Below are 20,015 nucleotides of genomic sequence, written 5' to 3' on the forward strand. Positions count from 1 at the left end.
GGTCCTCCTCGGGATCGCACCCCCGCAGTGAGCTCAGAACCCGCCCTGATCTGAGAAGCCTTCCAGGACCCGCGCCCTACTCTTGTGTCCTCCCACCGGGACAGAGCACCACGATCACCTGAGAGGCGACCACCATGCGCATCCCTCGAGTCCTCGCGATCGTCCTGGCCGGCGGGGAGGGATCCCGGCTCGGGGCTCTGACCGACCATCGCACCAAGCCCGCGGTGCGGGTGGCCGGCAGCTACCGGCTGATCGACGTGGCACTGTCGAACCTGGCCAACAGTCACGTGCGCGACGTGTGGATCGTGGAGCAGTTCCTCCCGCACGCCCTGAACGAGCACCTCTCCAACGGCAGGCCCTGGGACCTGGACCGCACCCACGCGGGCCTGCGGATCCTGGCACCGTTCACCGGCGGCACCGGGGAGGGCTTCCCGGAGGGCAACAGTGACAGCCTGTGGCACTTCCGTCAGCAGATCGCCTCCTTCGACCCGGGCCTGGTGCTGGTGCTCAGCGCCGACCACCTGTTCACCATGAACCTCACCGACGTGGTGGACACCCACCAGCAGGCCGGGGCCGACCTCACCATGGTCACCACTCGGCACGACGGCGACGCCAGCCGCTACGGCGTGGTGAAGGTGGGCACGAAGGGCAGGGTCGAGGAGTTCTGGTACAAGCCCGAGGAGCCGCCCACCGACCTGGTGGTCACCGAGACGTTCTGCTTCTCCGGCCCCGCGCTGCTGGAGGCCCTCGAGGACCTCGGTGGGGACGAGGGCGACCTCAGTGACTACGGGGAGGACCTGATCCCCTACTTCATCGACAAGCACACGGTGGTGGAGCACCGCCTGGAGGGGTACTGGCAGGACATCGGCACCCTCAGTGCCTACTGGCGCTCCCACATGGAGCTGCTGGACGGCACCGGTGTGGAGCTGGATGACCCCGACTGGCCGATCCTCACCGCTCCCCCGCAGCTGGTTCCCGCCCGCGTGGCCGACGGCGCCGTCGTCGCCGATTCGATGCTCGCCTCCGGCGCCGTGGTGCGCGGCACCGTGCGCCACAGTGTGCTCGCGCCGCGGGTGATCGTGGAGGAGGGCGCGGTGCTGGAGGACTGCGTGGTGCTGGACGGGGTGCGCATCGGCAAGGACGTGCACCTCAGCGGCTGCATCGTCGATGAGGGCGCCCAGCTCACCGGCCCTCTCGAGGCCGGCACCAACGGCTGCGTGACCCTGATCGACGGGGCCGGCGACGTGGTGCGCACCGAGCAGATCGACTGAACGATCCTTGGTCGACCTGGTCCGTGGCCCTCACTCGTCACTGGCTCGGGTGGTGTTCTGGAATGGATAGGCGACGAAGGCGAACCGCTGGGAGTCCGGTGCCCACGAGGGCACGTTCAGGGTGCCCTGCCCGCCGAACACCGGGTAGCGCACCACGGGGGTCTCCCAGTCGTCGGTGGAGACCACGCGCACCTCGACCGGCAGATCCGCCGGGTGGCCCACCGTCCCCGGCGGGTAGGCCAGGTAGCAGGCCCAGCGGCCGTCGGGCGAGACGTGAGGGAACCAGTCCACACTCTCGCTGTGGCACAGGCGCCTGAGGCGTTCCTGCCCAGGTGAGGCACCGAGGGCGGGTGAGGTCTCGGGGCCGAGCGGGGTCCCGGGACCGGGTGAGGTCGCGAGGTCGATCCGGGCGAGCTGCGCATGGCCGGGTTCCTCGGTGAACGCCTCGGTGTTCAGCACGATCGCGGCACCGTCGGGCGTGAACTCGGGGCCGTCCAGGTGCCCCTCCCCCACCGGCAGTTCCCGCACCTCACCGGCCTCGAGGTCCTGGAGCATCAGGTGCGCAGAGCCCTCCGGTCCCAGGTCCACGTAGGCGATGGTGCGGCCGTTAGGAGAGATGCCGTGCAGGTAGTGGCCCCCGGGACCGGAGGTCAGGCAGCGCACCGGGCCTCCGCCGAGCTGGCCGGCCTCGAGTTGCCGGGTGTCGATACGGCCCGAGTAGATCTGCCCGTCCTCCGCGGTCATCAGCACCCGGGTCCCGTCGGGGTGGAGCACGTGGTCGTTGTTGATCGCCGGCAGTCCCTCGAACGGGATCCGCACCGGCGCCCCGGCGCGTTGTTCGCCCCCGCCACCCTGCCCGCCCTCGTCCCCGAGGACGAGGGCGAACAGGGCCCCGTCACCGTTCAGCAGCAGACGCCCGTCACCGGTCCAGTTCGGTGCTTCCAGCAGCACGTCGTCGACCTCGGCCAGGACCTGTGGCTGCGGCAGGTGGGGGCCGCCGATCAGTACGCGGGTGATCTGGCCGGGGGCGAGCTGGCGCATCAGGACTCCTCCACGGATCGCATCGGGTCGCCGATGGGTGCGACCGGATCGACAGGGGCGGCCATCGTCGCGCGGGGCAGCAGTATGGCGCTGGGGTACTCGACGCTCCGACGGCGGGGTGACCGGTCCAGCAGCTCAGCAGCGAGATGACCGGCATCGAGACCGATCTGGTGTGGCACGTGCGCAAGAACTGCCAGGGGCGGGTCGTGCAATTGGCAGGCCAACGAGTCGTCCCACGCAACGATCGACAGTTGCTCTGGTACCTCCACACCGAGCTCCTGGGCCCGACGGAAAGCACCGATCGCCATCACGTCGTTGTCGAAGACGATGGCCGTGGGAACGGGGGCCTCGAGCATGATCTCGTCCACGGCACGAGCGCCGCTCTCTGCGGAGTAGTCCCCCGTCCAGGTGCGCGGAGCACCGCGATGCTTGTCGACGAACGCCAGGTACGCCTCCCTGCGCCACTGCGAGTGGAGCAGGGTGAGCGGACCGCAGACATGTCCGATCTCCCGGTGACCGGCCTCCACGAGCGTGCTCAGCAGTCGATTCATGTCCGCGGTGTTGTCCGAGAGCACACCCGGCCCCAGGTCCTTCTGCTTCACGTCACCGATGATGACGTAGGGCATCTTCAGGTCCCCCATCCGACCAGGACGGGGGTCGTCCGGCCCGAGATCCTTGAGGACGACGATGTCGACGAAGCCGCGTGTCGCCCAGTCCTCCAGGATGGCCAACTCCTGCTCAGGGGTGCCGACCACCTGGGAGACCACGGCATTGCCACATGCCAGCGACGCGTCCTCGAGTCCGCGTAGCACCTGTGTGTAGAACTGCTCAGACCGGGCGGACCACACCGTTCGGGGGATCGCCACGCCTACTCTTCCCAAGGAGATCCTCCGTCCAGGTGATCCACCGACCCTGGGAGTCATCTCGGGTCGGCAGTGGAACGAGCGCGCGCCACCAGACCGTTTGCGCTCATCAGGACAGTCTCCTTCAGGAACTCCTCCGGATCCACCTCTCGCTGCGATCGGACCGTGATGACCGCTGTCTCGCCGGCCAGCAGGGTCGCCAGCTGTCCCTCGACGGTCGCGTCAGGATCGACCTTGTCGGCGAGCACGCAGGCGTCCCGCACCGTACCGGTGGCGCGCAGCGTGATCTCGTACCCGTCGCCGGTTCGAGCCGCAGTCGCCTCCAGGGCGTGGAACGGCAGGTTCCCGTCCTTGTCCTCCGCGAAGAAGTGGACCGTTCGCCCGGAACCGTCACCGAGCTCGGCGACGAGTACTTCGTCAGCCACCTCGTCAGCAGTTGACAGCTCGGGGGGGATCGGGACGGAGACTGCACCGCGTGCTTCGACCGTCACGTCCTCCTCAGTCTCGGCGAGCACGTGGCCCGCATGGTCCTGGCGCCGGAGGCGCAGCGTCGTGGCCAGTTCATCGTCGGAGTCGTTCCCGATGGACACGATCAGCCCGGCCTCGCGGGGCTGCACCGTCACCAGTACAGGCGCATAGATGTCCTTCAGCGCGTGCCACAGCAGCTTGCGTCGGCCGGCGCCGTCCACCGCGGCCCAGCTGGTGACTGGCCAGCAATCGTTGAGCTGCCAGACGATCGTGCCGGCGCATACCGGCCAGTGGGACCGGTAATGACCGATGCCACAGATCAGGGCACGGGCCTGGTTCAGCTGGGTGGTGAAGTGGAAGTCGTCGAAGCCCTCGGGCAGGGGCAGATGGGACGAGAACCCTCGGACCAGCTTGTCCTGCCCACCTATCGCCTTCTGGTGCGAGAGCATCGCTTCGGAATCCTCCCGCAGGGGGCGTTCGGTGATCGCTTCAGCCACCGTGGCGAAGTTGGCGGGCCCCTGGTAGCCGAACTCGGCAGAGAACCGCGAGATCGTGTCCCGATAGCGCGTGTAGTCGTTGTTCTCCTCGTTCCCCCAGGCCACCCAGTTGTGAATGGTCCCGTGATGAGGATTGCGGGGATCGGAGACGATCGGCCGGGAGTACGGGCTCGATGGGGTGTAACTGCGAGTCGGGTCGAGTTCAGCCAGCAGTGCGGGGAAGAGCTCGGTGTAGTAGGTGTTGCCCCACCCCACTCCCTCCTCAAGGGTGTCCTTCCAGCCCCATTCGTAGTAACCCTCGACGTTCTCGTTGGAGCCGTTCCAGTGGACCAGCGACGGGTGCCAGGCTAGGCGCACGATGTTCTCGCGGGCCTCGGCCTCGATCTCGCTGCGCATCGGCTCGAGTTCCGAGTAGGCGGCGCACGCCATGGTGAAGTCCTGCCACACCATGATCCCGAGTTCGTCGCACAGGTCGTACAGCAGGTCCGACTCGTACAGACCCCCTCCCCAGATACGGAGGATGTTCATACCGGCATCGATTGCATCGCGAACGCCCCGACCGTAGTCGTCCGGGGTCAGTCGCGTGGGGAAGCAGTCGTCCGGGATCCAGTTCGCACCCTTGGCCAGGATGGGGCGCCCGTTGACAGTCAGCGTGAAGGACGTACCGATCTCGTCAGGCTCCTCCACCGCACCTGCGGTGCGGAACCCGATGCGGTGGCTCACTGCATCGAGTTCGGCCCCGTCTGCATCACGGAGGGTCACCTCAACTGTGTACAGGGGCTGCTCACCGTATCCTCGCGGCCACCACAGGGCGGGCCGCTCGACACGTATCGAGCTCGTCGCGTCACCGCTGCTCCCAGGTACGTCGATGACGTCCGTCGCGACCGTTCTGCCGTCGGGGTCCTTGACCTCGACGATCACGTCAGCGGTCGCCGGATCCGCTGCGCCGGCCTGCTCGAGACCGAGCGAGAGGGAGACAAGACCATCGTCGCCCTCGACGGTGACCTGTGGCCGCACCGTCCTCAGCCGCGCACCGGACCACTCCTCCAGGCCGATGGGTCCTGCGATACCGCTGGTGACGAGGACCGGCCCCCAGTCCCACCCGAAGTTGCAGGCCATCTTCCTGATCGCGTTGTAGGGCAGATCGTTGCCGACCTTCGGCATGTCACCGAGGACCTTGATGTTCTCCCGGGCGACCCGCAGAGGGGCTGCGAACAGGATCTCGAGCGTGTTCTCCCCCTCCACCAGGAGGTCCTTGACATCGAACCGCCATGAGCGGTGCTGGTTCTGGACCTGGGCGACCTCGTGCCCGTTCAGGGTGATGGTCGCGGCGGTGTCGAGGCTCGCCGCGACCAGGTCGACCCGGTCGGCACCGGAGTCCTCCCAGGTGAACACGGTGCGGTAGAGCGCATCGACCTCACCGGTCCAGGTGAGCTGGTGCTCGTTGCGGTCCAGGTACGGGTCGGGGATCAGGTCGGCTGCGAGCAGGTCGGTGATGAGCGTCCCGGGGACATCCGCAGGGACGTCCCGTACCTCGAACGGGACAGGCCCGTCGACGACGGAGAGGGTCCAGTCCTGGTGCAGGTCGCGATGGGTGATGGTCACGTGAGGTCCTCCGCGTGAGCGAGATGATCGGGCATCGGGACGCCGCGACGCTTGGCCTCGGCGATGAAACGGGGGTTGGCGCCTGGCTCCGGTGCGGCGACCAGGAGCTTCTTGGTGAACTCAGCCTGCGGGCGCAGGATCACGTCGTCCGCCGAGCCCTGCTCGACGACCTCGCCGCGGTACATCACCAGGATCTCGTCGGAGAAGTGACGGGCGGTGGCCAGGTCGTGGGTGATGTACAACAGCGCGAGGTTCTCCTCCCGCTGCAGGCGGGCCAGCAGGTTCAGCACGCCGAGCCGGATGGAGACGTCGAGCATCGACACGGGCTCGTCGGCCACCAGCACCGTCGGCTCCGGTGCCAGCGCGCGGGCGATCGCCACGCGCTGCCGCTGGCCACCGGAGAGCTCATGGGGCCGACGGTCGATGTAGGACTCCGCCGGGGTCAGGTTCACCCGCTCGAGCAGCGCCAGGGCCTTCTCACGGACCGTCCTGCGGGTGGCCTTGCCATGGAGCAGCAGGGGCCGCTCCAGGTGATGGCCGATGGTGTGGAAGGGGTTGAGGGAGGCGAAGGGGTCCTGGAACACCATCTGCACCTGGTCGCGGTACTCGCGCAGCGCCTTGCCCCGGGTGCCGATCGGCTTGCCCCCCAGCGTGATCGAGCCGGAGGTGGGGCGTTCGAGCTGGGAGATCAGCTTGGCGATGGTGGACTTCCCCGAGCCGGACTGGCCCACCAGGGCCACGGTCCTCCCGGGGACGAGCTCGAAGCTCACGTCCTTGACCGCATGGAGCTTCGAGAACTTCAGGCCGTTGCGCAGGGTGTAGTCCTTGCACAGGTCGGTGACGGCGAGGGTGGTCATCGCGCTTCCTCCTGGGAGAATCCCGCACGGATGAAGTCGCCGGCCTCGCCGGTGAGCGAGGGGAAGGAGCCCAGCAGCTTGCGGGTATAGGGGCTCCTGGGCTCGAAGTAGAGGTCCTCCGCCGTGGCCAGTTCGACGATGCGCCCGTCCTTCATGACGGCGATGCGGTCGGCGATCTCCAGCAGCATCGGCAGGTCGTGGGTGATGAACACGACCGCGAATCCGAGCTCCTGGCGCAGTCGCAGAATCTCCTGGAGGATCTCCCGCTGGACCACCACGTCCAGTGCGGTGGTGGGCTCGTCCATGATCATCAGTTGCGGGTCCAGGGCCAGGGCCATCGCGATCATCACCCGCTGCCTCATCCCCCCGGAGAGCTCGTGGGGGAACGCACCGATGCGGGTGCGGTCCACCCCGACCAGTTCGAGGAGGTCCTCGCTGCGGCGCCGACGCTCCTCGGCGGCCATGCCGGGACGATGGGTGGTGAAGACGTCGTTCAGCTGGGTGCGGACGCTGAGCACGGGGTTCAGGGAGTTCATCGCGCCCTGGAAGACCATCGCGATCTTGGACCAGCGGAAGGAGCGGAGGGAGTCGCCCTCCAGGGACAGCACGTCGATGTCCTGGGTGGAGTCCTGGTCGTGGAAGGTGACGCTGCCGCCGATGATCCGCGCAGGCGGACGGTGCAGTTGGTTGAGTCCGTAGGCGAGGGTGGTCTTCCCGCACCCGGATTCGCCCGCCAGGCCCAGGATCTCACCGCGACGCAGGACGAAGGACGCGTCCTGGACGGCGTCGACCGGAGGCGACACCTCGTAGCGGATCGAGAGGCCCTCGACCGTCAGGACCGGCTCATCCTGCACCGGTGTGCCCTCGGTGACGTCCGTCCTGTCGGCATCGTGCGGCGGTGGTGGGGTGTTCGCTACGGGGACGCTCATGCCATGGCCTCCTGTTCGGCCTTGCGCACCTGCTTGGCCTGCTTCGGGGCCGTGCGCAGTCGGGGGTTGATGATCCCGTCGATGGAGAAGTTGATAAGGGACAGGCCGCAGCCGAGCATGGCGATCATCAGCCCGGGCGGGACGAACCACCACCAGGCACCGAGGGTGAGTGCCTGGGCGTTCTGGGCGTAGAAGAGCATCGAGCCCCAGGTCTGCGTGCCGTAGACGCCCAGACCGATGAAGCTCAGACCGGCCTCGCCGAGGATCGCGGTGATCAGCGCGAACACGAATCCGCTCGACATCACGGGCAGAAGGTTGGGGAGGATCTCCACGGAGATGATCCGGTGCGGCTTCTCCCCCGCGATGCGTGCGGCGTGCACGTAGTCGCGGGTGCGGATCGAGAGGGTCTGGCTGCGCAGCACGCGGGCGGAGGCCGCCCAGGAGGTGATGGCCAGGATCACGGAGATCAGCAGCAGGCCGCGCTGCTGGACGTAGGAGCCGATGACGATCATCAGCGGGAGCCCTGGAAGGATCAGCACCACGTTGGTGAACAGGGAGAACAGCTCGTCGAGCCATCCCCCGAGGTAACCGCCGAGGATGCCGAAGAAGGCGGAGAGGAACAGCGCCAGCGAGGCGACGATGACGCCCACGATCAGGGATCCACGGGTGGCCCACGCCAGCTGGGCCAGCACGTCCTGGCCGGTCTGGGTGGTGCCGAGGACGTGCTCGGCCGACGGCGGCTGCATCCCCTCGTTGGAGATCGCCAGCGGGTCCTGGACCAGGAACGGACCGATCACCCCGAACAGGACGATGACGGTCACGATCCCGGCACCGATGATCAGCGACGGGGTCAGCAGAGCACGACCTCTGCGAGGACGGCGACTGGGTCGGGTCGTTGGGGAGCCCGAGTCAGCAGTCGCATCGGCAGCATCGAGCTCCTGGACGGCACGGGTCGGATCGGGAGTGCTCTCGGGGACGATTGCGGTCATCACGTGCCTCCTCAGCCGCGTGCTCGCGTACGCGGGTCGATGATTCCGTACAGCAGGTCCACGACCAGGTTCGCTGCCAGCACGGAGACGGTGATGATGAGGAACAGTCCCTGCATCAGCGCATAGTCGTTGTTCTGCACCGCCTGCAGCATCGTGAAGCCGATGCCCGGGTAGGAGAACACCGTCTCCACGACGATGGATCCGGAGACCACGAACCCGAGGGAGATGGCGAAACCGGAGACGCTCGGCAGCACGGCGTTGCGTGCGGCGTACATGACCATCACCCGGCGCGGGGAGAGGCCCTTGGCCTCCGCGGTGAGGATGTAGTCCTCGCTCAGCGTGGAGACCATCATGTTGCGCATCCCCAGCAGCCAGCCGCCCAGGGAGGACAGCACGATCGTGAGAGCGGGCAGGAACCCGTGGTAGACGGCGTTGGAGATGAAGGGGTAGTCGAAGGCGGGGCGCACCAGCGTCACGTCGTAGCCGCTGCCCACCGGGAACCAGCCGAGGTTCACCGAGAAGATGTAGATGAACAGCAGGGCGAGCCAGAAGTACGGGACCGCCTGCATGATCGTGGTCGCAGGGATGATGCTGTCCAGCCAGGATCCCCGCTTCCAGCCGGCGATGGTCCCCAGGCTGATGCCCAGCAGGAACGTGATCGTGGTGGCGAGGCCTACCAGGATGAGCGTCCAGGGGAGGGACTGGCCGATGATCGTCGTCACGGGCGTGGGGAAGTAGGTGACCGAGACTCCGAGGTCACCGCGCAGGAGACCACCGATGTACTGGAAGTACTCCACGATCAGCGGTCCCTGCTGGTCGGCACCGAGCATCACCTCGATGGAGCGACGGGTGTCCGGCGAGACGGGCCCGCGCAGTGCGAGCTTGGCGAGCACTGCGTCGACGGGGCTGCCCGGCAGCGCTCGGGGGATGAAGAAGTTCAGGGTGATAGCCGCCCACAGGGCTACCAGGTAGAAGCCGAGTTTTCGTGCGATCTGCACGGCACCGCTCCCTTCCGGTCTGGGTCACGGAGAGGTGTCGCCGCAGCCCGGGGGGCGGGCTGCGGCGACACCGCTGTCATTCGGCGGGGACGACGGCCTTGAGGACCATGGCTGCGTCGGGCGCGGCCCAGCTCATCGGGTAGGCGTACAGGTTCTCCTGGGTCGGCCACCCGGTCGCCCGAGTGCTGTTGTACTGCGTCATGCTGGAGCCGACGGCGACCGGGATGGCCGGCATCACCTCCCAGAGCTTCTTCTGGATGATCGCGAACTGTGCCTTCTTTTCTTCCGGGTCCGCGGTACCGGCCGCAGCATCGAGCGCCGCGTCCACCTCGGGGTCGGAGAACCTCGTGACGTTCTGGTACGGGTTGCCGTTCTCTCCCACCGCGACAGTGTTCTCGGTGGAGAAGTAGGTCTGGTAGGGGTAGTACGGGTCCGGGGCGGGGCCCTGCGCCATGCCGTCGATGACGAGCTGGAAGGTGCCGCGGGCCTTGGCGTCGTTCCACTCATTGACGGACACCTGCTGCGGGGTCAGCTCGATGCCGATCGCCTTGTACTGCTCGGCCAGCGTGTCGAGGGCGGTGACGTAGTCCGCCCAGCCCGTCGGGCAGCTGATCGTCATGGACACGCGCTCGCCGTCCTTGGCATAGATGCCGTCATCGCCCTTGGTGTACCCGGCGTCCTCAAGGACCTTGGTGGCCTCCCCGGGCTGGGCGTTCCAGGGTGCGAGCTCGATCGAGGGGTCGATGAAGTCGGCGTCACGTTCCGGAAGTGCCAGGGCCGGGGAGATGTCCGTGGCCAGGTCGAAGAAGGCGAGCTTGGAGAGCTGCTCACGATCCATGCCGTAGTACAGGGCCTTGCGGACGGCGGGGTCCGTCTGCGGGCCGGTGCATCCCAGATCAGGGTTGGAGGCGGCGAACAGGACGATCTGGGAGACACCGGTGTTGGTGTAGCTGAGCTCCGGGTTGCTCTCGACGTGACCGTCGATGTTGGGGATCTGGGAGGACATGTAGTCGATGTTCCCGGCCAGCCACTGATCGGTGGCCGACTGGTTGCCCGACAGCGAGATGCAGCGGACTCCGCCGATGCCCGGCTTCCCCTCCTCCCAGTAGTCCTCGTTCGCGCTCATCAGGTAGGACTCGGGGGTGAAGTCCGTCAGCTTGAAGGGACCGGTGCCCACCGGCTCCTCGTTGGCGAAGGTCGAGAGGTCGTCGACGTCGGCCATCAGGTGCTCCGGGATGATCCAGGTGCGCCCCAGCACGTTGGGGCCCTCGGTGAAGGAGGGCTGTTGCCAGGTGATGACGACAGTCCTGTCGTCGGTAGCCTCGCCGGACGGCGCCTGGCCACCGTTGTTGAGCGCCTCGGTGTCCTTGATCTTGTTGAAGGTGAAGGCAACATCCTCGGCTGTGAAGGGCTCGCCGTCGGTCCAGGTGACGCCCTCGCGGACAGTCACAGTGAGCGCGGTGCCGTCTTCGTTCCACTCGAAGCTCTCGCCGAGCTGGGGCACAGGCTCCTGATCGATCGCTTCGAGCGGGTTGAAGTAGAACAGCGACTCGTAGATGAGTCCCTGGACCATGTGCACCACGGTGGGTGAGTGCGGGTTGAAGTTCTTGGTGAAGCTACCGGTGGCGCCGTTGTAGGCGGAGATGATCGGCTTGTCGCCGCCACCACCGCCATCACTGCCGCCGTTGCCGGAGCCGAGGTTCGAGGACTGCCCGCAGGAGGCGAGCGTCAGGGGCACGGCACTGACGGCGGCACCGACAGCAGCGAATTTGCCCAGGTCACGACGGGTGAGGTGCATCTTTGCTCTCCTTTGTCCACGCAGCATTGCGCGAGACGTGTGTCATCAGCTGTCCGGGCCGACGGTGGCCCTTCGAACTAACTTCAGTTGTTTAATGAAGTAAGGATAGTGTGACCCTTGTCGCCGGGACCGTCAAGCCGTGGAGGTCCCGGATCGATCACGGAAGTCGGGGACAATCGATCTCGACGACGGAGAGGAGCGGGACATGGCAGCAGAGCGCTCGCGCCCCCGGACCACCATCGACTCCACGGTCCTGGAGACCATCCGTCGCCGGTCGGTCACCACCCGTGTCGAGATCGCCCGGGAACTGGGGGTCACCCCCGCCACGGTCACCAATGCGGTGAAACGGCTGATGGCGGCCGGTCTGGTCATCGAGGCAGGGCACGCTCGATCCACGGGAGGCAAACGGGCATCCCTGCTCCGCATCAACGACGAGGCACGATGGGCGCTGGGCTGCACCATCGAACCCGCCCGGCTCTCGCTGGCGGCGGTGGACACGACAGGGGCGCTGCGCTCCCGCAGCGTGCTCCCCCTGCCGTACGGCAGCCCGACAGGGACCGTGGTGGAGACGCTCCGCAGTGGCCTCGGGCTGATGTCGGCACGCGACTCCCTGTCCTCGACGACAGGCATCGGCTTCGCCATGCCGTCGACGCTCCCCGCAGAGCTGAGGGCGGCCCTGACCGCCACCGCGAAGGAGATGGGCATCCCCGCCCTCGTGGCGGAGGAGGCGACCTGTGCCGCCCTCGGGAGCTTCTGGTCGGGCGAGCAGCCGGAACAGGGGCTCACCGCCACCGTCCACGTCAACAGCCATCTCGCCATCACCCTGCTCCAGGACGGCGTGCCGGTCCAGCACGCCGCCGACGCCGTGTCGGTGCTCGACCACGTCTGCATCGACCCGAACGGTCCGCCGTGCGAATGCGGCTCGGTCGGCTGCCTGCACCTCTACGCCTCGGGCAGTGCGCTGGTCGAGCAGGCGCGACGCACCGGGCTCGCCTCCGGCCTCGGCATCGACGGCCTCGAGGAGTCCGTGAACGCGGATGCCGTGCTGATCGCCCTGACGGCGACGCGGGGCGACGCCCGTGCCGAGCAGATCATCGACAGCGCGACCCGGGCACTCATGCAGGCCGTCTGGCCGGTCGTCGCAGGTCTCGGGGTGACGACCGTGATGCTGACCGGAACGTGGATCCAGGCCGCACCCGCCGCCTCCTCCCGCGCAGCGGTCCACTACGCCCGCGACCACGAGCGGGGATTGGGCAGGCTGGTGACGGTCAAGGTCTCGGAGGTCCAGCCCCATCCCTGCGCCGTCGGAGCAGCGGTGCTGGCACTGAAGGCGTTCCTCAGCACCACCGGCGACTGAACCGACGGCGTCCGGATCAGTCCTCCGCGCGCTCCCCACGACCCATGCGGTGCCCTTGCGGGCGCACCGCAGCGAGGTAGGTGAGCACGTGACGGGCGGTCCGCTGCATCTCACCGAGCGTGAGACCGTCCGGAGACCGGTGGCTCTCGTACACGGAGTCCTCTTTCGTAGCACCCGAGTGCTCGATGGAGCCAGGCATCAGCACATCCACGCCGGCCCGGACACGGTAGGCACTGTCCCGCAGAGCAGGGAAGTCGGGATCCGGTGCCATGCGCATCCACCAGTCGGTCATCACCAGTCCCTCGAACCCCCATTCGCCGCGGAGGATCGTGGTGACGAGGTCGTAGTGGTAGTGGCCCCACACCCCGTTGATCTTGTTGTAGCAGGTCATGATGGTCCACGGCGAGGACTCCCGCACCATGATGCGGAACCCTCGCAGGTAGATCTCCCGCAGCGCCCGCTCCGAGACCCTGGCATCGACCCAGATCCGCTCGAACTCCTGGTTGTTGCACGCGAAGTGCTTGGGGCACGCCGCCACTCCCTGGGACTGGATGCCCGCCACCTGGGCCGCGCCGGTGAGACCGGACACCAGCGGGTCCTCCGAGAAGTACTCGAAGTTCCTCCCGCACAGCGGATCACGGTGGATGTTCATCCCCGGGCCGAGCAGGATGTCCGAGCCCTTCCGGAGCATCTCCTGGCCGTGCAGGGCGCTCAGCTCCCGGACCGCGGCCGGATCCCATGCCGAGGCCAGCGCGGTGCCGCACGGCAGCAGCGAGGCGTAGTCCGCGATCCGGATCCCGGAGGGGCCGTCGGTGGTGATCGCCGGGATCACTCCTCGTGCCCGCAGCGCCGCGCTCACCCCGCCGATCGCACCCGCGTTCCCGGCAGCTCCGAGGGGGCTGTCCATCGTGACGTCGCCGTAGGCGATGTCGGAGAGCTCGCGCGGGGTGAGTGAACCGATGAAGGCCCCCAGGTCGACACTCCCGTCGAGGACGTCCTGGAAGGAGGGCTGCTCACCCTCCGGTGCGGCGACGGCCCCGGGCAGGCGCGAGAGGATCCGCTCCCGGAGCGACTCGGTGCGTGTCGGGACCGGTTCGTACCCGACCTCGGGCCGGCCGTCGGCACCCGTGCGGACGACCATGCGGTCGAAGCCGTGCTCGGGGTCGACGGCCGCCGCCTCCTCGAGCTGCTCGACCACCCGCAGCTCCAGGACCTCGGCCGTCCCGGCCTCGGAGGTGCGCCGCACGTCATGGCCCACGTGGAACCGGTAGGTGCCAGGTTCCAGCACGAAGGCCGAGCGGTGGCCGGTCACCCCGGCGTCGTCGTACGAGGCGATGTCGGCCCAGTCGACCGAGAGCCGGAGCTCATGGCTCTCACCCGGGGCCAGCTCGGGGGTCCGGGCATAGGCGGCAAGGGCTCGCGCGGGCTGGGACAGCGCGACCCCAGGGACCTCCACGTAGGCCTGGACCACCTCGCTGCCGGGGCGGCCGCCGGTGTTCGTGACCCGGACGCTCAGCTGGATCGTCCCCTCGGACGTGGTGAGGTCGACCGGGCTCAGGTCGAACTCGGTGTACCCGAGTCCGAAGCCGAAGGGGAACAGCACCGCGTCCTGGGCGAAGGTCTCGAAGTAGCGGTAGCCGACGAAGATGTCCTCGGCATAGTTCGTGACCGCTGCGTCGCCGAAATTCGGGGCGGCCGGGCAGTCCTCGTACCGGCGGGCGATCGTCGCCGTGAGACGGCCGCCGGGCTCGACAGCGCCGGTGAGCACATCGGCGATGGCGTTCCCGGCCTCCATCCCGCCCGCCCAGGCGAGGACGAGGGCGTCGACCGAGAACTCCTCCAGCCACGCGAGATCGATGAGGTTCCCCGTGTCGACGACCACCACCGTCCTCTCGAACGCCTCGGTGACCTGGGCCAGCAGGCCGCGCTCCTCGTCGGTGAGGTAGTAGGAGCCGGGCTCCAGCAGGGCGTCGCGGTCCTCCCCGGCGGCGCGGCCGATGACGACCACGGCGACATCGTTGCGCCGTGCCGCCTCGTTCACGGCGGCGTCCTCGAGGGGCATCTCGGGGTAGTGGCGGGGCCAGGCACCCCAGATCTCCCCCGGGTCGGCCGGGTTCTCGGCGCACCAGGCCTCGTATCGAGCGGCGAGCTGCTCGTCGACCTGGACGGACCCGCTCTCGCGCAGGGAGTCCAGCAGGTTGGTGACGTACGGGGGGTTCACGTCCCCACCGGAGCCGTAGCCCACGGCGATCCAGTCCTTCTGGATGCGGCCGAACAGCGCCGTACGGGTGCCGGCCGCGAGCGGGAGGGTCCCGTCGTTCGTCAGCAGGACGGTGCCGCGGGCTGCCAGTGCGCGGGACGCATCGGCGAGGGCCGGGTCGACGGTGCGGTCGCCGGCCTCAGCGGTGGTCGATTTCTGGGACAGCAGGGTTTCGCTCACGTTCGTCCTCCATGACTGGGGAGCGGGGTCGTCGATGCGTTCTCCTGAGCCGGGGCCTGCCGCTGGGGCCGAACTGCTCTTGGGAACGTTCTCAAACCGTAGCCCATGGGGACCCGGAAGGGCAGCCAGAGGTCCCCTGCTGACGACATGGGCGCGCTGTTCATGCGGGATGGACGGATGCACCCCGAGGACTGTCCCCTGCAGGTTCGTGCGATCCTGGTGCGCGAACGGCCCGACCGAGGGGAGCACTGATGAGTCCGAGACGGTCGCTGTCATCGGCTCCGACCATCCGGGACGTCGCCCGCGCCGCCGGCGTGTCCACCGCCACCGCCTCCCGCGTGGTCAGGGGCGAGGACAAGGTGCGACCGGAGAAGGTCGCCGCGGTCGAGCGTGCCGTTTTGGAGCTGGGGTATGTGCCGAACTCAGCAGCTCGTGGTCTGGTCGAGCGCAGGGTCAGTGCGGTCGCGCTGGTCTTCCCCGAGAGAGAGGGTCGAGTCTTCACTGATCCGTTCTTCGGGGCCGCTGTCTCCGGCGTCTCTTCGGCACTGGACGACGCCGGGCTGCAGCTGCTGCTGGTGATGACCGGTTCCGATGACAGTGGTGAACGAATGCGGCGCTTCGTGCGGGGCAACCACTGCGATGGGATCGTCCTGGCTTCCCAGCACGAGGAGAGCATGCTCGACATGGCACTCGCGGAACTGATGGCGCCTGTGGTGTCGATCGGCAAGCCACCGCGGCAACGGGACATGCCGTACGTCGACCTCGACAATCCGGGGGGCGGCCAGCTGGCGGCTGAGCATCTCCTGGAATCCGGCAGGAAGCGGATCGCCCTGATCGGGGGACCGCACGACATGGCTGCGGCGCGGGAGCGCGCTGCCGGTTTCGAGGCGGAGCTGGCCCGGCACGGCGTCACTCTGGCGGGTCGCGTGGACGGGGACTACTCCTATGCGTCAGGGGCCCGAGCTTTCGACCGGCTGGTGGAGGACGTGGTCGACCTCGATGCCGTCTTTGCTGTCAACGATCTGATGGCTTTCGCCGCGATCCAGAGAGCCAAGGCACAGGGACTGTCCGTCCCCGGTGACCTCGCGGTGATGGGCTTCGACGACATCGACGTCGCTAGAGCCGAAGCAGCAGGGCTCACCACCGTCCACAACCCGGTGCGAACTATGTCTGCCCAGGCCACACGCACCCTTCTGACACTCATCGACGGCGGTGAGGTCGCGGAGCGCATGATCGCCGAGCCCCGCCTGGTCCTGCGCACGACGGCCTGAGCCTGCTCCGCCCGTCGCACCCGCACTACATGATGAGGGCAGTCGAGAGTGAGGATCTGCTGATGGGTGTGAACGTCGAGAAAGTGCTGGACCGCGCGGCCGGCACCCTGCTGGGCACAGCCTGCGGGGACGCCCTGGGTGTTCCCTACGAGTTCGGCAGCGCGCCCTACGATCCGCGGCAGGGGCCGGAGCCGATTGGCGGCGGGCTGGGCGACTACGCCCCCGGCGAATGGTCGGACGACACCCAGATGGCGATGTGCATCGCCCGTGTGGCGGCCTCCGGGGTGTCGATCGACAGCCCCGAGGGGCTGGACGCGATCGCCTCGGGGTTCCTGGAGTGGATGGCCGGGGATCCGGCAGACGTGGGCAACCAGACCCGCGCCCTGCTCACCCCGATGCTCGCGGACCAGGAGTGGACTGAGGGGGCCGTGGCCGGGATCGCCGCGCGGATGACGCAGCGCGCCCGCGCCCTGCACGAGAGCACCGGTCACACGGCCGGGAACGGGGCGCTGATGCGCACCGCCCCGGTGGCGCTGGCATTCCTCGATGACCGCGAGCGCACCGCCAAGGCTGCCCGGCGCATAGCCGAGCTCACCCACACCGACGCCCTTGCCGGCGACTCCTGCGTTCTGTGGTGCGAAGCGATCCGCACCACGGTGCTCACCGGGGAGCTGGTAGGTCCCGAGGCGGGCCTGGACCTGTTGCCTGCACCGCGGTGTGAGGCGTGGGCGGCCCTGGCCGACGGCAGCTGGCGCGACGGCGGTCCCGCGGCACTGCGGGGCAACGGGTTCACGGTGACAGCGCTGTACGCGGCGCTGCACGCGGTGGAACAGGCCGCGGAGCAGGCCATCGAGCAGGTCGATGATCGGGACCGGGAGCACGCGGGCGCATCCGAGGACACGTTCCGCGCAGGGATCACCACGGCCGTGGCCATCGGCGGCGATACCGACACCGTGGCCGCCATTGCCGGGGCCCTGCTCGGGGCGCGGGTGGGTGTCGCCGGCGTGCCTGCTGCGTGGCGCCGAGTGGTGCACGGCTGGCCCGGCATGGACGCGGAGGACCTCACCCGGATGGCCGGGAAGATCCTCCGCGCATGACGTGGGCCATGATCGGGGCGTTCGGGATCAGCTGATCCAGCTGGTGTCGACGTCCTTCTTCCCCGCGGCGGCGGCGCGGGCGGCACCGATCACCAGGGCCATAGCCGCAGCACCCGGGTCGATCACGCCCTTGGCGGCGTCGCCCACGTAGCTCGCGCGGCCGCGCTTGGCGGTGGACTCCGCGGTGTCACGGGCACCCTTGATCGCGGCGTCCTCCGCTGCGGCGAGCGCCTGGGCGGGATCGGAGGAACCTGCCTCGCGCAGGGCGGCGACCGCCGGGTCCAGGGCATCGATCATGGTCTTGTCCCCCACCTTGGCCTCGCCGTACTTCTGCACGGTGGCCTGGCCGTCGGCGAGGGCCTGGGCGAACTGCTCCAGGGTGGGGGCCGAGTCGTCGGCCCCGGCCTTGGACACGTCGCGGAAGAACATGCCGAACAGGGGCCCACTGGTGCCGCCCACGCCCAGCCACCCCATGTACATCGCGGTCACCCACTCGCGGTAGGTGCTCGGCGAATCGTCGTCGATGTTCTTCGCGGCGCCCTTCATGGCCACGCGCACGTTGGTGCCGAAATCGCCGTCGCCGGCGCGACGGTCCAGGTCACCGAGGGCCTCGGCGGCATCGGAGAGGGTCTGATGGGTCAGGGTGATGAACTCTCGGCCGAAGCCGTCGGGCAGCGTCGCAGGCGAGCTGCTGCCGGCGTGAGAGCTGGTGCTGTTCTCGTTCATGTCGGTCTCCTTACCAGGTCAGGGCGGGGGTGCGGACGGGGGCGTCCCAGAGGCGGCTGGTCTCGTCGTCCAGCGGCATCAGCGTGAGGGACACGCCGTGCATGTCCAGGCTGGTCACGTAGGAGCCCACCAGGGAGCGGCTGAGGTGGATGCCGCCGTCGGCCAGGCGGTGGTGCAGAGCGCGGGCCACCACGCTCAGCTCCAGCGGGTAGGCGGATCCCAGGCCGTTGACGATCGCCAGCACGTCATCACCGCGGTCCAGCTCGAGCTCCTTGACCAGCGGGTCCACCAGCTGCTCGGTGAGGTCATCGGCGCTGGTGAAAGGCACGCGCTCCTTGGCGCGCTCCCCGTGGATGCCCACCCCGAACTCGACCTCGTCGGCCTCCAGGGTGAACTGGGGCTCGTCGTCCCCGGGGTGGGTGCCTGCCGCGAGCGCCAGGCTGAGGCTGCGGGAGCGGGCGGCGACGCGGCGGCCGATCTCGGCGACCTCTTTCAGGCTGCGGCCCTCCTCGGCGGCGGCCCCGCAGATCTTCTCCACGATCACGGTGGCGGCGGTGCCGCGGCGGCCGGGGCCGTCGTCCTCGCCGGTGTCGCTGGCCAGGTCGTCGTCCACCAGGACGATCTCGGTGTCGATCGCGTCGTCGCCGCTGATCTCGCCGGCGATGCGGAAGTTCAGCACGTCGCCGGTGTAGTTCTTGACGATCTGGACCACACCGCGGCCGGCGTCGGCCGCCTTGGTGGCAGCGAGCACCTGCAGGGCGGTGGGGCTGGCGAACACGGCGCCGGAGACGGCCACGTCCAGCATGCCGGTGCCCACGAAGCCGGAGTGCAGGGGCTCGTGGCCGGCGCCTCCGCCGGAGACCAGGCCCACCTTGTCGCGGGCCTTCTGCTTGCGGGTCACGTAGCGGTGCTCGGCGTTCAGCTCCAGCAGGGTGGGGTGGGTGAGGACGAGACCTTCGAGGGCCTCGGCCACCAGGTCGTCGGGGTCGTTCACGATGCTGCGTCGCATGGGGTTCCTTCCGGCGCGAGTGCGGTCCCTGCCGAGGCTACGCCCGGAACCGGGACCCTGGCTGGGCGATCCCGGCTTCCGATGGGTCCCCAGCACTGTCCCGGTGCTGGTCACCGCCCTATCCTGGGCGCATGACGACGACAGCGCCGATGACGGCACGAGGCAGGATCGAGAGCGCCCGGCATCGGGTGCGGATGCTCCTGGTGCTGGTCGCCGCCGTGCTGATGTTCTCCCTGGTGGGCGCCCCGTACGCGCGGGCCTGCGACTGCAAGGTGCTCAGCTTCGAGGAAGCGGTGGAGCAGGCCGATCTGATCGCCGAGATCACCATCCGCGCGGGGGAAGGAACGGACCAGAGCACCGAGCCGGTCGTCTACCGCGCTGCCGTCGAGCGGGTGTGGAAGGGCGAGGAGACCCGCGAGATCCAGTTCTCGACGTCCGCGCATGTCGCCTCGTGCGGGCTGGGAGCGATCCCGATCGGGGAGACGCTGCTGGTGTGGGCCTCCGGCTCCGACGGCAGCTACAGCTCCACCTGGTGCGCTCTCCCCTCCGACGCCGAGGACGACGTGCGTGCCCAGCTCACCCGGGAGATCGGCGAGCCCGCCGACCTCACCGACATCCCTCTGGAGCCGATCGAGGAGCCGATGAGCCCGGTCGTCACTGTCGGCCTCGTGCTCGGGGGCCTGGCGGCGCTCGGGATCGGGCTGACCGTGCTGGCGGCGATCGTGGTGGTCACGGTGGTGCTGCTGCGTCGGCCGCGGGGCGGGCCGGGGGCAGGTCACGGGCACGGTCAGTAGGCCCG

Annotated in this window: 16 protein-coding genes; 5 read left to right on the top strand and 11 right to left on the bottom strand. The window is 68.7% G+C overall.

Going from position 1 to position 20,015, the window contains the following annotated elements; translation table 11 throughout:
* Positions 1–134 precede the first annotated feature (134 nt).
* A complete protein-coding gene (locus JOD52_RS15550; protein ID WP_204411013.1) occupies positions 135–1,271 on the top strand; it encodes a glucose-1-phosphate adenylyltransferase family protein in 1,137 nt (378 codons plus the stop codon).
* 30 nt (positions 1,272–1,301) lie between these two features.
* On the opposite strand, the gene JOD52_RS15555 is transcribed toward JOD52_RS15550, so the two are convergent.
* The 8 genes from JOD52_RS15555 to JOD52_RS15590 all read right to left on the bottom strand — a co-directional run bounded on the left by JOD52_RS15555 (position 1,302) and on the right by JOD52_RS15590 (position 11,316).
* On the bottom strand, positions 1,302–2,312 hold the full coding sequence (locus tag JOD52_RS15555) for a TolB family protein (RefSeq protein ID WP_204411015.1): 1,011 nt from the start codon (positions 2,310–2,312) through the stop codon (positions 1,302–1,304).
* Positions 2,312–3,178, bottom strand: coding sequence for a substrate-binding domain-containing protein (locus JOD52_RS15560; RefSeq protein ID WP_204411017.1), 867 nt, complete (start codon positions 3,176–3,178; stop codon positions 2,312–2,314). Before JOD52_RS15560 ends, JOD52_RS15555 begins: the two co-directional genes overlap by 1 nt.
* A 53-nt stretch (positions 3,179–3,231) precedes the next feature.
* On the bottom strand, positions 3,232–5,745 hold the full coding sequence (locus tag JOD52_RS15565; RefSeq protein ID WP_204411018.1) for a glycosyl hydrolase 2 galactose-binding domain-containing protein: 2,514 nt from the start codon (positions 5,743–5,745) through the stop codon (positions 3,232–3,234).
* Entirely contained in the window at positions 5,742–6,602 is an 861-nt protein-coding gene (locus tag JOD52_RS15570; protein ID WP_204411020.1) for an ABC transporter ATP-binding protein, read from the bottom strand. Before JOD52_RS15570 ends, JOD52_RS15565 begins: the two co-directional genes overlap by 4 nt.
* Positions 6,599–7,531, bottom strand: a complete 933-nt coding sequence (locus JOD52_RS15575) for an ABC transporter ATP-binding protein (RefSeq protein WP_204411022.1) — start codon at positions 7,529–7,531, stop codon at positions 6,599–6,601. Before JOD52_RS15575 ends, JOD52_RS15570 begins: the two co-directional genes overlap by 4 nt.
* Positions 7,528–8,520 (bottom strand): ABC transporter permease, encoded by a 993-nt coding sequence (locus JOD52_RS15580; RefSeq protein ID WP_204411024.1) that lies wholly within the window; start codon positions 8,518–8,520, stop codon positions 7,528–7,530. Before JOD52_RS15580 ends, JOD52_RS15575 begins: the two co-directional genes overlap by 4 nt.
* Positions 8,521–8,531: 11 nt before the next feature.
* Positions 8,532–9,518 carry an ABC transporter permease gene (locus tag JOD52_RS15585; protein WP_204411026.1) on the bottom strand — a complete coding sequence of 329 codons (987 nt, stop codon included), beginning with the start codon at positions 9,516–9,518 and terminating at the stop codon, positions 8,532–8,534.
* A 76-nt stretch (positions 9,519–9,594) separates the two neighbouring features.
* Entirely contained in the window at positions 9,595–11,316 is a 1,722-nt protein-coding gene (locus JOD52_RS15590; RefSeq protein ID WP_204411028.1) for an ABC transporter substrate-binding protein, read from the bottom strand.
* 205 nt (positions 11,317–11,521) lie between these two features.
* On the opposite strand from JOD52_RS15590, the gene JOD52_RS15595 reads away from it, so the two are divergent.
* Positions 11,522–12,673, top strand: coding sequence for an ROK family transcriptional regulator (locus JOD52_RS15595; protein ID WP_204411031.1), 1,152 nt, complete (start codon positions 11,522–11,524; stop codon positions 12,671–12,673).
* Between the two features lie 16 nt (positions 12,674–12,689).
* Here the strand turns inward: JOD52_RS15595 and JOD52_RS15600 are convergent, their stop codons facing one another.
* On the bottom strand, positions 12,690–15,113 hold the full coding sequence (locus tag JOD52_RS15600) for a glycoside hydrolase family 3 C-terminal domain-containing protein (RefSeq protein WP_259850119.1): 2,424 nt from the start codon (positions 15,111–15,113) through the stop codon (positions 12,690–12,692).
* Positions 15,114–15,364: 251 nt separating this feature from the next.
* Between JOD52_RS15600 and JOD52_RS15605 the strand changes: the two genes are divergently transcribed.
* Complete coding sequence (locus tag JOD52_RS15605; RefSeq protein ID WP_204411035.1) at positions 15,365–16,384, top strand: LacI family DNA-binding transcriptional regulator; 1,020 nt, start codon at positions 15,365–15,367, stop codon at positions 16,382–16,384.
* A gap of 62 nt (positions 16,385–16,446) precedes the next feature.
* A complete protein-coding gene (locus JOD52_RS15610; protein ID WP_204411037.1) occupies positions 16,447–17,481 on the top strand; it encodes an ADP-ribosylglycohydrolase family protein in 1,035 nt (344 codons plus the stop codon).
* A gap of 27 nt (positions 17,482–17,508) precedes the next feature.
* Here the strand turns inward: JOD52_RS15610 and dhaL are convergent, their stop codons facing one another.
* Together dhaL and JOD52_RS15620 are read right to left on the bottom strand one after the other, a co-directional pair.
* Complete coding sequence (gene dhaL, locus JOD52_RS15615; RefSeq protein WP_204411039.1) at positions 17,509–18,207, bottom strand: dihydroxyacetone kinase subunit DhaL; 699 nt, start codon at positions 18,205–18,207, stop codon at positions 17,509–17,511.
* 10 nt (positions 18,208–18,217) lie between these two features.
* Complete coding sequence (locus JOD52_RS15620; protein WP_204411041.1) at positions 18,218–19,216, bottom strand: dihydroxyacetone kinase subunit DhaK; 999 nt, start codon at positions 19,214–19,216, stop codon at positions 18,218–18,220.
* A 131-nt stretch (positions 19,217–19,347) separates the two neighbouring features.
* On the opposite strand from JOD52_RS15620, the gene JOD52_RS15625 reads away from it, so the two are divergent.
* The gene (locus tag JOD52_RS15625; protein ID WP_204411043.1) at positions 19,348–20,010 is read left to right on the top strand and encodes a hypothetical protein; all 663 of its coding nucleotides are present in this window, start codon (positions 19,348–19,350) and stop codon (positions 20,008–20,010) included.
* The last annotated feature ends 5 nt before the right edge of the window (positions 20,011–20,015 follow it).

This window comes from Brachybacterium muris (assembly GCF_016907455.1).
Lineage (GTDB): Bacteria > Actinomycetota > Actinomycetes > Actinomycetales > Dermabacteraceae > Brachybacterium > Brachybacterium muris.